This window comes from Pseudoflavonifractor sp. 60, assembly GCF_009911645.1.
In the GTDB taxonomy this organism is placed as follows: Bacteria; Bacillota; Clostridia; order Oscillospirales; family Oscillospiraceae; genus Lawsonibacter.
Genome location: NZ_QWKI01000230.1, coordinates 1 through 10,840 on the forward strand (window position 1 = coordinate 1; position 10,840 = coordinate 10,840).

The 10,840-nt window shown below is 63.9% G+C and carries 10 protein-coding genes; all 10 read left to right on the top strand.

All coding sequences use genetic code 11. The features are described from left to right. Positions 1-282: 282 nt before the first annotated feature. The 10 genes from D1646_RS20340 to D1646_RS20385 all read left to right on the top strand — a co-directional run bounded on the left by D1646_RS20340 (position 283) and on the right by D1646_RS20385 (position 10,739). Positions 283-918 carry a hypothetical protein gene (locus D1646_RS20340; RefSeq protein ID WP_160638208.1) on the top strand — a complete coding sequence of 212 codons (636 nt, stop codon included), beginning with the start codon at positions 283-285 and terminating at the stop codon, positions 916-918. 186 nt (positions 919-1,104) lie between these two features. After that, positions 1,105-1,431 carry a DUF2500 domain-containing protein gene (locus D1646_RS20345; RefSeq protein ID WP_160638209.1) on the top strand — a complete coding sequence of 109 codons (327 nt, stop codon included), beginning with the start codon at positions 1,105-1,107 and terminating at the stop codon, positions 1,429-1,431. An 11-nt stretch (positions 1,432-1,442) separates the two neighbouring features. Continuing rightward, the gene (locus tag D1646_RS20350) at positions 1,443-2,006 is read left to right on the top strand and encodes a Fe-S-containing hydro-lyase (RefSeq protein WP_160638210.1); all 564 of its coding nucleotides are present in this window, start codon (positions 1,443-1,445) and stop codon (positions 2,004-2,006) included. A gap of 64 nt (positions 2,007-2,070) precedes the next feature. Further along, positions 2,071-3,570, top strand: coding sequence for a hypothetical protein (locus tag D1646_RS20355; protein ID WP_160638211.1), 1,500 nt, complete (start codon positions 2,071-2,073; stop codon positions 3,568-3,570). Positions 3,571-3,638: 68 nt separating this feature from the next. After that, positions 3,639-4,919, top strand: coding sequence for a hypothetical protein (locus D1646_RS20360; protein ID WP_160638212.1), 1,281 nt, complete (start codon positions 3,639-3,641; stop codon positions 4,917-4,919). 17 nt (positions 4,920-4,936) lie between these two features. Then, positions 4,937-6,226, top strand: coding sequence for a hypothetical protein (locus tag D1646_RS20365; protein ID WP_160638213.1), 1,290 nt, complete (start codon positions 4,937-4,939; stop codon positions 6,224-6,226). A gap of 367 nt (positions 6,227-6,593) precedes the next feature. Beyond that, entirely contained in the window at positions 6,594-7,688 is a 1,095-nt protein-coding gene (locus D1646_RS20370; protein WP_160638214.1) for a DUF4261 domain-containing protein, read from the top strand. A gap of 181 nt (positions 7,689-7,869) precedes the next feature. Next, complete coding sequence (locus D1646_RS20375; protein ID WP_160638215.1) at positions 7,870-9,246, top strand: DUF2185 domain-containing protein; 1,377 nt, start codon at positions 7,870-7,872, stop codon at positions 9,244-9,246. Between the two features lie 159 nt (positions 9,247-9,405). Then, positions 9,406-9,972 (top strand): rubrerythrin family protein, encoded by a 567-nt coding sequence (locus D1646_RS20380; protein WP_160638216.1) that lies wholly within the window; start codon positions 9,406-9,408, stop codon positions 9,970-9,972. A gap of 119 nt (positions 9,973-10,091) precedes the next feature. After that, entirely contained in the window at positions 10,092-10,739 is a 648-nt protein-coding gene (locus D1646_RS20385) for a Crp/Fnr family transcriptional regulator (protein ID WP_160638217.1), read from the top strand. Positions 10,740-10,840 lie beyond the last annotated feature (101 nt).

Sequence of the window (10,840 nt, forward strand, 5' to 3'; positions counted from 1 at the left end):
TTCGCGGAGCCCCTTTTTAAAGGGGCCAGGCCGCCTGCGGGCGGGACGAGGGATGAGCCCTGCGAAGCAGGGCCCCCAAGCGGCGAAGCCACTTGCCCCCTTTGGCAAAGGGGGCCCCTGAGCGAAGCGAGGGCGGGGGATTGTCTTAGGACAACTGCTTCTATTTTAGATTCCAAGTAGAAGTAATGCCAGCAAATCAATCCCGGCCCTGCTGGTGCAAGGGTGAGGGAACGGCAGGGCGGGGCTCTGAATGAGGAAAGCAATCAACAAGGAGGAACTTCTATGGCTGGATATATGGTCTATTGGCCTCAGGACCGATGGGATGAGATCAAAAAGGCGGGGGACACCGGCCCCATCAAGGTGGTCTACGGGAGCATTCACGCCCGTATGCCGACAATCGCCTCCATCAAGGTGGGGGACGTGGTATTTCCGGTGACCCAGATGAACAAGCGCCTGTACGTTCTGGCCCGCCTGCCGGTGACCCACAGGGAGCGGGCCTTTGACTACATCATGCGGGAGCTGGGGACCCAGCACGGCGCTCTGATCCCGGAGGGGATCGCGCTGGAACAGCGAGAGGATTTCATCTGGACCTGGGATTGCAGAAGGTTTAACTGCCTTGAGGCCGTGCCGGAGGGAATCCAGGTCATTCCCAAGTCTGAGCTGGTGGAGAAACCCCATCTGGAGCACCAGAACCCCTTCAACTGCTGTTCCCAGTGGGCGGTGTGGGGGGAGGAGGGGTCCTCCATCGAGCCCCGGCAGCTGCCCGACGAGATTTTGCCCGAACTGCGCTTCGGCTACCCCAAGAGCAAGGAGAAGCCGCTGAAATTTAGCCCCAACGGCAGTGTGCTCTCCAGCAGTCTCACGGCGACCCGGAGAATGAGTGAGGAGACCCTGGCTGTGTTTGAGGGGCTGTTCTGAGGGTGGGCCTCCGCGCTGAAAAAAAGATTTTTCTCCCCCGCTCTCTCTGCCAGCCCGCCCCGGGCGCCATAACCATGACAATAACCATAACCATTACATAACTATGACCATTACCATAGGGAATCCCAGTTGTACGGAGGCGTACACCAAAGCGGGGGAAGCTCTTGGGGGAGAGGAGATTGAGGGATGGAACTGCTGGCCCTGATCGTCGTTGGCGCCTTTATTATCATCCTGGTCCAGAACATCAGGGAGTTTATCAGCAACGAAAACTCCCCGGAGCTGACCCAGACCGCCCTTCTGATTCGGAAGCGGCGGCACACCACCAACACCGGCGGGACGGTGTCCACCACCTACACCGCCGAGTTCGAGCTCAAGGAGACGGGGGAGCGCATTCGCTGTCACGTTCCCCGGCGGGTATGGAAGGCGCTGGAGGAGGAGACCCTGGGCCAGCTCACCCACCAGGGGACCCGGTTCCGGCGGTTTGCGTGGAAGGGACAGTCTGTGGAAAAATAGGAGGGATTTTGATGCAATACAAGCTGACCACTCCCGTCACCCGGGAGGATTTGGCTCCCCTGGAGGCGGGGGACACGGTGCTACTGTCGGGGACGGTGTACACCGCCCGGGACGCCGCCCACAAGCGGATGATGGAGCTGCTGGACGCCGGGGAGGGACTGCCCTTTCCGGTGGAGGGCTCCGCGCTGTACTACGTGGGCCCCACCCCGGAGCGCCCCGGCCAAGTGATTGGCTCCGCCGGACCCACCACCAGCGGGCGGATGGATGCCTACTCCCCCCGGCTGCTGGACCTGGGCCAGGCCGTTATGATCGGCAAGGGGGCCAGGAGCCAGGCGGTGAAGGAGGCGGTGGTGCGCAATGGGGCGGTCTATCTGGCGGCCCTGGGGGGCGCGGGGGCGCTGATGGCCGCCAGCGTGAGGGAGCTGGAGGTCATCTGCTGGGAGGACCTGGGCTGTGAGGCGGTGCGCCGGCTGGAGGTTACGGATATGCCCCTCACTGTCATCCTGGACGCCCATGGCGGCGACCTGTACCAGCGGGGCCCGGCGGCCTATTTGAGCAGTCTGGAGCACAATTGAGGGTCCGGTTTATGGGACAGGGCCTGTGATAGAGTCAAGGTATGCGATCGGGAAGGAGAACGCCATGAATCAGGAATTTTTAAACCAGCTGGAGCAGTGGAACCAGGAGGAGCAGTACCAGAAGATCATTGACGCGGTGGAGGCCCTGCCGGAGGGGGAGCTGGACTTCAACCTTATCAGCACCCTGGCCCGGGCCTACAACAATCTGGCCATCAACGTGCTGCCGCCGAAGGACCGGCCCCTGTACCAACGGGCGGTGGATCTACTGCTCTCCCTGGAGGACCGGCTGGAGGATGCAGAGGACCCGGACGCGGTCCACACCTGGAACTTCCGGCTGGCCTACGCCTACTTCTATCTGGACCAGGAGAGTCTGGCTCTGCCCCGCTTTGAAAAGGCCCTGGAGGCCCGCCCCGGGGACGGGGACACCTTGGAGTTCATCGCCCGCTGCCGGCAGAGCCTGGAGCTGCCCCTGGGGGTGAAGCCCTTCCGGGTCCGGGCCCAGGAGGGCTGGGCCGCCTTTTTGGAGGGGGAGGGGGCGCTGCGGGCCCTGATGGACCAGAAGGACCGGGGGGACATAAGCGAGGAGCTGGTGGAGCGGTGCTCTGAGCTGCTCGCCCCCGCCTTTTCCGCCCCCGCCTTTGAGCTGGGCTATAACGGGGAAAAGCATGAGCTGATTTTGTCCCCCCAGGGGGACCGGTGCCGGATGTTCCAGCTGGTCTATTTTCAGCGGCTGGCCCCCAAGCAGCTGCTGGACAAGTGGAATATTATTGTGGGCCGGGCCCGGAGCGGGAAGTTTGCCCTGCGGATGTTCGGCCAGGAGGTGACCCTGGAGGACGTGCAGGTCTGGGCGGAGAAGACGGAGGACTGCGGCCTGGGCCTGAGGATGTACTGCGAAAAGCTGGGGAAGCAGCCCGAGGGGGAGCGGCACTATATTCTCTACAACCTGCTGGACCAGGCCCTGGGGGAGCTGGCCGCCATGCGGTATGTGGACTATCTGGACGTGCTGGAGGCCCCAGCGGAGGGGGAGAGCATCCCGCTGAGCGCCCTGGCGGATTTTGTGGCCCGTGAGGTGGACCCGGAGGGCTGGCCCCAGGCCAATGACCCGGAAATGGCCGGGGCGCGGTACACCGCCTATCGGGGGGAGCCCTGCCAGGAGGAGGACTGGGAGCTGCGGCGGGACGTGTACGCCGGTGTGACCTGCTGTGTACCCCTGCTCAAGGGCTACTTCCAGGGGGATGACTACTATATGGACTGCCTCCACCAGGACGGCGCGGTCCCCGGCTTCTTCTACTACCCCCTGGAGGGAATCGAAGAGATCCTGGACCTGCGGGACAAGCTGGAGCAGACCATCCTGGGCCGGTGCGGCGAGGGGATCGTCACATTCACCGGCGGGGCTACCGGGACGACCCTGGGCTATCTGGACTTTATCGCCTGGGACCTGAAGACCCTGCTGGACACCGCCGTGGAGGTCTTCCGGGAGGCCCCCGTGGCCTGGGCCGCCTTCCACACCTTCCGCCAGGGGGCCGGTGGCATCGGCCTGAAGGCGGAGGAGGAACAGAGCTGACGGCGGGCCCCCAGAGGGGATTTACCTCCCCCTGCACCGCAGAGGGGAGGGAGAGGAGCGGGATATGAATGAGCATAGGATTACAATTTACCGGCCAAATTGACGGCCCGGAGGGGCTGCTGGAGGCGGCCAGGGAGCTGGCGGCCAAGGAGGGCTACGGTCTGGCCGCCGGAGAGAACCGGATGAAGTTGGCGGTGTGCCCTCTGGGGGGCGTGGTCAACCTGTACTGGAAGCGGGGGAAGGAAGGCTGGCTGGTGTGGGGCGGCTGTATCTCGACCCCCGCCGGAGCGGGCTTCCACCGGGCGGCGGTGGAGCTGGTGGACGCCCTGCCCATCCGCGGGCTGACGGTGGAGGACGAGACCGGCTTCTACCGCCAGCGGGACTTTGGGCGCATGAAAGAGGAGCACTTCAACCCCTGGCTGAGGACGCTGGTGGAGGTGTGCCGCCAGGAGGACGCCGCCGCCGTCTCCGGCATTCAGCTGTGCTGGGCTCTGGAGCAGTACGCCCCCGAGAGCATCCCCGGCACGGCGGTGACCCCCATGGGCCGCTTCCGGCTGGGGGAGCTGGTGGAGCTGGAGGAGGAGGGGATTCAGGTGCTGGCCGACCGCTTTTTCCTCTGGGACGGCCGGACCCGGGACGCCCGCTTCTACCGCAACCGGGCGGTGAATACGCTGTGGGAGCAGTGCTGTTTCCTCCCCTCCGCCGTGAGCCGGGAGGAGGCTGAGGTGAATGCCTCCATCCTCAACGACCTGGAGCGGGCGGCGAAAATGGACCCCGCGCTGCCCCTGCCCCGGCGGGCCTATCGGGAGGTGTGCGCCCTGGAGGGCCGGACCCCCGCCCTGCCCGAGGGTCCGGAGCTGTCCGGCCAGTTCCAGCCCGGCTATCGAAGGGGGCTGGTGACCCACGCCGCAGGCCAGCTGCGCCTTACGCTGCCCGGCGTCTGCCGCAGGGGCTGGGAGCGCTGGGAGAGGGGCGGCGGAGCCCACCTGTGGAGCGGCGGCGGTCCCGTGTGGCGGGTGAGCGCCTACCAGACCCGGGAGGGGGAGGCCCGCTTTACCAGCAATCTGGACACCCTTCACGGCGTGGAGGGGCGGAAGCTCAAGGGCGGGGCCCTGCGCTGGGGCTGGCGGGACGTCCGGGAGGAGGGACAGACCCTCTATCAGGCCCAGTGTGAGGTCATCACCGGCCCCTCTCTCTATCTCGTCACCGCCACCTGCGCCGCTCCGGAGCAGCTGGGCCAGGTGGCGGACCTGATTGGCCGCATTCAGGTGGTCAATTCCGCCGCCCGGCGGGAGATCGTTCAGGCCCAGCGGCAGGAGGGCAGGCCCGGCTCCAGGCCGCAGAAATAAGATTAGGAGTGTTTGATATGAGCATCGGTTTTTCCTTTTCCGGAAAGGTCAAAAAGCCGGAGATTTTGCTGGAAACCGTCCGGAGGCTGGCGCAGGAGCGCAATTACGGCGTCTATGCCTGGGAGGCCCCGGAAAAGGGGGAGGCGGGACTGACGCTGAACCTGTGTCCGCTGGATGGCGCGGTGCGTCTGAGCTGGAAGAAGGAGAGCGGCCTGTTCGCCCAGTGGAGGGTTGAGGGGGAGTGCGTCTCAACCCCCGCCGGGCCGGGGCTGCACCAGGCGGCGGTGGAGGCCCTGGACGCGCTGGGGCTCCAGAAGCTGGAGGTGGCCGACGAGACGGATTACTACCGGCACCGGGACTTTGACAAAATGCTCCGGGAGCACTTCCATCCCTGGCTGAAGACCATGGTGGAGGTGCTGACCGGGCAGTTTGGGGAGGAGCACTCCAGCGTGTGTATGTGCTGGGACCTGGACTCCTATATGCCCGAGAACGTGCCCGGCACGGTGATCACCCCGGTGGGGCGGTTCTCTGCCAAGTGGATGCGGGATACGGTGGAGCAGCAGGGCATCGAGGCCCTGGCCCGGCGGTTTTTCCTGTGGTACCATCCCGGCAGACGGGACGCCCTCTATGACCGGCAGGCTGCGCTGAACCTGCTGTGGGAGCGGTGCTGGTACGCCTCCGCGGCCCGGGATGAGGAAGAGGAACACATCAACAACGCCATTTGTGATCATCTGGAGATGGCCGCAAAGCTGGACCCAGCTCTGCCCCTGCCCCGGAAAGCCTATGAGGAGGTGTGCGCCCTGGCAGACCGGGCCCCCGCCCTCCCCGACGGCCCCGAGCTGGAGGAGGAGTTTGCCCCCGGCTACCGGAAGGGGCTGGTCACCTACTCCATCGGCCCCCTGCGGCTGACCCTGCCCGGACGGTATCGGTTTGAGTGGGAGGAGTGGGACGAGAACAGCGGCTGTCACAAGTGGGCCGACACCTCCAGCCACAGCCCCATCTGGCGGGTCAACGGCTACCGGATGAAAAACGGCGACGCCAGCTTTACTCCGGTGCTCAAGGACGACAACGACTTGACGGAGTTCTCCGTTCAGGGCGGTGCGGTGCGCCACGCCTGGCGGGAGATGGACGACAAAGAGCAGCCCTATTTTCAGGTGCGGGCGGAGGTCATCACCGGGCCGTCCCTCTTCGTCATCACAGTCACCCACCTGCGGGAGGAGGACCGCCCCGGTATTGTGGAGCTGCTGGGGAAAATTACCGCCAATACCCAGGACGTGGAAAAGCACACCGTCCAGGCCCAGCCCTAGAATATTTCTTCTGCTTGAAAGCTCAAATAAAAGTAGCTTTCCTATGACAATCCCCCGCCCTCGTTTCGCTCAGGGGCCCCCTTTGAAAAGGGGCAGAGCGGTGCGGTGGGGATTGACTTGCTGGCACTGCTTCTACTTGAAATCTGAGGTAGAAGATAGTCTGCCAAAAAACAATCCCCCGCCCTCGCTTCGCTCGGGCACCCCCTTTCAAAAGGGGGCAAGCGGCTTCGCCGCTTGTGGGACCCTGCTGCGCAGGGCCTATTCCCCGTCCCAGTGTGCGCACTGGAGGACTCTCATTGCTAAGGGAGCTGGGCGGCTGGTCCCGTTTTGTTCAACAACATTTCCAAACAAGAAAGAAGGAGAAACCATGACCAAGCAGCAGCAGGCGGCACGGGAGGCCATGAGCGCATGGCTTGCCCACCCCCAGGAGCTGGGCAAGGCCCCGGCCAAAATTGAGATTGCGGGGGAGTTTGACCTCCACGACTGCCACTACTACATCATCAAGTACAAGAAATCTCTGCTGGGCAAGTGGCTGGTGGGGGTGTGCGGCTTTGAGGACACCGAGACCCTGGAGCCCTGCGGCCACACCTTCAGCGTCAGGGAGCCCTACAACCCCGCCGATGCCCAGGAGCGGTGCCGGCTTATGGTGGAGGTCATCCGCCAGTGCCAACAGGACCTGGCCGAGGAGGAGGCGGAGCGCCAGAGCAACGCGGGGCCATTCTCCGGCTTTGTGCTGCTGTCCACCCCGGAGTGGGACCTGGAGACCTTCAAGGCGGCGCTGAACAGGGACTGGGGTATCGACTACCCGCCCGAGGACAGCCAGGAGGCCGCCTCCGACGACGAGGGGAGCACGGCGGTCTTCGATGTGGAGGGCATGACGGTGGCCGCCTCTCTGATGGAGTTCCCCGTCCCCGAGGGGGAGGCGGAGTACTGGGCCAACAGCAACTTTATGGAGCGGGACGCCGCTCTGGCCGCCGCCAGGGACCACACGGCCCATGTGATGGTGGCGGTGGTGGACAAGGAACACCCGCCCCGCCGGCGGGGGGAGCTGTATGTCAAAATCGTCTCCACCCTGCTCCGGGCCCCCAATGCCCTGGGGGTGTACACCAACGGCACCGTCTGGCTGCCCGACTACTTTGTCAAGGTCTCCCAGGATTTGAAGGAGGGCCACCTGCCCCTGATGGACCTGGTCTTTGTGGGGCTGGTGCGGTATGAGAAGGGGGTCTGCGGCTGGACCAACGGCCTGCGCTCCTTCGGCAGGGACGAGCTGGAGATCCGGGACAGCCAGCAGTCCCCCCAGGACGTCCACATGATGCTTCTGAATACCGCCGGGTATATCATCCAGGAGAACGTGACCCTCCGAGATGGGGAGACCCTGGGCTATACCGCCGACCAGAAGCTGCGCATAACCCGTTCCGAGGGGGTCAACGTGGAGGGCATGTCCCTAAAAATCGAGTTCTGATGCTATCTTCATAGACAGTTATCATAACAATATCAATTAGAATTCGGTATCGTGACCGGGCGGATGGCTGACAGAGTTGGAATGTTTGTCAGAGCGAGGAAAAAGTTCTTTTTGCTTCTTTTTCTTACAAGAAAAAGAAGGCCCGTCCGGCGAGGACAATACAAAGGAAAGGAGCCTGGAGATGAACGACTTTTTAGCTCTCCTGAACAAATGGAACCAGGAGGACGAATACCAGAAGATCATCGACTGCCTGGAGACGCTTTCCAACACCCAGACACTGGACTATACCCTCACCTGCCAGCTGGCCCGGGCCTACAACAACATCGCAGACCTGGACAAGCCGGAGGCCAAGGGACAGCTGGAGCGGGCGGAGGGGCTGCTGCGCTCTGTGGCGGAGGAGGGGGCGGAGGACCCCCTGTGGCACTACCGGCTGGGCTACGCCCTGTTCTACCTGGACCGGGAGGAGGAGGCGCTGGAGTGCTTCCAGAAAACGCTGGAGCTGGACCCCGCCGACGAGGACGCCAGGAACTTCGTCCGGGAGTGTGAGAAGTACATCGCCGCCAAGGGGTGCAGCCCGGAGATGTATGAGCAGGAGGACTGGAACGCGGTGGAGGCCCACCTGGAGCGTTACTTCGGCCCCTGCGACAACGTGTTTCACGAAATCATGTCCCCCGACATCCATGTGGATATCTACATTATGAAACCCACCCCAGAGCGGAATTACTACGTCCTGTCCACCTTCGGCATGGGGGCCCACCGGATGAACGTCCCCGCCGAGCTGGCGGAGAAGAAGCTGGAGCGGGCGGAGATTATTGTGACCCTGCCCCCGGACTGGAAGGTGGGCGAAGGGGGAGAGGAGTGGTACTGGCCCATCCGCTGGCTGAAAATTCTGGCCCGTCTGCCCATCAACGAGGACGGCTGGCTGGGCTGGGGCCACACCATCGCCAACCCGGACGACGCTCCCTTCGCGGAAAACACCAAATTATGCGGCCTGATCCTCACCGGCCCACAGGGCTTTGACCAGGAGGCGGTGTGCTGTGAGCTCCCCGGCGGGGACGAGGTGAATTTCTACCAGATGATCCCTCTCACCTTTGAGGAGATGCAGTTCAAGCTCCGCCACGACGCCCAGACCCTGCTGGAGCAGTTTCGCCCGGAACAGCTGGCGGTGGTGGATATCCGGCGGGAGAGCGTGTGCAGCGGCCTGCCCGAAAAGCGGTTCGCCATCCCCCGGGAGGAGCTGAAGGAGCTCTACCAGGGGGAGGGCCCCCAGGGCTGTATCGCCACCGACCGCATTGTGGTGGACGGGGCCCCGGTGGGCTACTGCTGGCGGGTGGAACCCGACTCCGGGGACGAGGCCTGGGACAGCGGCTGGCGCTTCACCGCCGGGGACGAGAGCGAGGGCTACATGGACGACCCGGACCGCTCCGGCGTCTATGCCCTGAATACCATCTGCAACTACGACCCGGAGATCATCCCTCTGCTGGACTCCGAGCCGGGCACCGCCTGGAGCCGGGGGGAGGACGGGGTGTTCCGCCCGGAGCTGTATGAGGAGGATTGACCCGGCCTGACATATTGAAGCAAAGGAGAAACGCAATGAAAAAAGATGAACGTGAGAAGGTCATCTATGTTTATACAGTCTGCATTGCAGGCGCTGCTGCGATTTGTCTCATACCTTGTTTATTTCATCTATTTTTAAACTGAACAGGAGGAGATTGACATGGATATCAAGGACACCAAGACGGCGGAAAATCTCCGCAAAGCGCTGGCAGGGGAGTCTATTGCCCGCAACAAGTACACCTATTTCGCCCAGGCTGCCCGGGCCAGCGGGGACGAGGAGGCCGCCGCCGCCTTTGAGCAGATGGCAAAAAACGAGATGATGCACGCCAAGTTCTGGTTTGAACTGCTCTACGGCAAGCCCGGCGATACCCGGGAGTGCCTGACCCAGGCCGCCATGGGGGAGTACAGCGAGTGGCACGATATGTACCCCGATTTTGCCGCCCAGGCCCGGGAGGAGGGGCTGGAGGAGATCGCGGTGATGTTTGAGAAGGTGGCCGCCATTGAGCGCAGCCACGAGGGGCGGTTTATGACCCTGCTGGCCAAGCTGACCCAGACCGCCCCGGAACAGGCCCCCGTCCGGGAGGATGTCCGGGAGACCTCCGCTCCCCGGCAGAAAAAGATGGGCTACCGCTGCCAGTTCTGCGGCGCAGTGTTCGAGGAGCGGCCCGATATCTGCGACACCTGCCAGGCCATCGGCGCCTTCGAGCTGGTGGAGTACTACGAGTAAACAGAGATGACTTCAACACAGTCAGCCCCGACGGTTTTTTCATCGCCGGGGTTGACTTTTTCTTCCTGGTCCGGTATAATGCGAACTGTCTCAAATAAGACAGTTTGGAGCTGGTGACCTTGCTCTCTCAGGAGGAAATCGCCCTGCTTGCCGGCGGCCCCCTGTTTCGGGGGATTGAGGCGGCCTGGCTGGGGGCTCTGGACCAGACCGAGGGGGCCGGACGGGCCGCGTTTGCCCCAGGTCAGGTGGTGTATGACCCCGTCCGCTTCCGCCGGTGCCTGGGGATCGTGCTGTCCGGCCAGCTCCAGGTGACCAAGGGGGCTCTGGCGGTCAGTCTGCTGGAGCCCGGCGACCTGTTCGGGGCCGCCGCCCTGTACAGCGATACGGCGGAATTCGCCGCCACCATCACCACCTGCCGCGCCAGCCAGTGCCTCATGCTGGAACAGGCCCTGGTGGACCGTCTGCTGGCTGAACAGGGGAAAATTCGGGAAAACTATCTGCGGTACCTCACCGGGCGGATCCGCTTCCTCTCGGGCCGCCTCCAGACCCTGGCCCAGCCCGGGGCGGAGGGGAAACTGGCCCGTTATCTGCTGGCGGCGGGGACGGAAACCCTCACCTGTCCCGCAACCCAACTGTGCCAGCGGCTGGGGCTGAGCCGGGCCTCCCTCTACCGGGCCTTCTCCCGGCTGGAGGACAGCGGCTTCATCCTGCGCCAGGGGAAGACCCTCACCATTGTGGACCCCGTGGGATTGGAGTCGGTTCTGTGATGTGCGCCCCTGCTCCGCCGGACCCATCCCTCGTCCCGCCCGCAGGCGGCCTGGCCCCTTTGAAAAGGGGCTCCCGGCGAAGCCGGGTGGGGATTGACTTG

Coding starts and splice junctions, on each gene's coding strand:
- D1646_RS20345 (WP_160638209.1), top strand. CDS start 1,105: ATGGAACTGCTGGCCCTGATCGTCGTTGGCGCCTTTATTATCATCCTG.
- D1646_RS20375 (WP_160638215.1), top strand. CDS start 7,870: ATGAACGACTTTTTAGCTCTCCTGAACAAATGGAACCAGGAGGACGAA.
- D1646_RS20360 (WP_160638212.1), top strand. CDS start 3,639: ATGAGCATAGGATTACAATTTACCGGCCAAATTGACGGCCCGGAGGGG.
- D1646_RS20340 (WP_160638208.1), top strand. CDS start 283: ATGGCTGGATATATGGTCTATTGGCCTCAGGACCGATGGGATGAGATC.
- D1646_RS20380 (WP_160638216.1), top strand. CDS start 9,406: ATGGATATCAAGGACACCAAGACGGCGGAAAATCTCCGCAAAGCGCTG.
- D1646_RS20365 (WP_160638213.1), top strand. CDS start 4,937: ATGAGCATCGGTTTTTCCTTTTCCGGAAAGGTCAAAAAGCCGGAGATT.
- D1646_RS20370 (WP_160638214.1), top strand. CDS start 6,594: ATGACCAAGCAGCAGCAGGCGGCACGGGAGGCCATGAGCGCATGGCTT.
- D1646_RS20355 (WP_160638211.1), top strand. CDS start 2,071: ATGAATCAGGAATTTTTAAACCAGCTGGAGCAGTGGAACCAGGAGGAG.
- D1646_RS20350 (WP_160638210.1), top strand. CDS start 1,443: ATGCAATACAAGCTGACCACTCCCGTCACCCGGGAGGATTTGGCTCCC.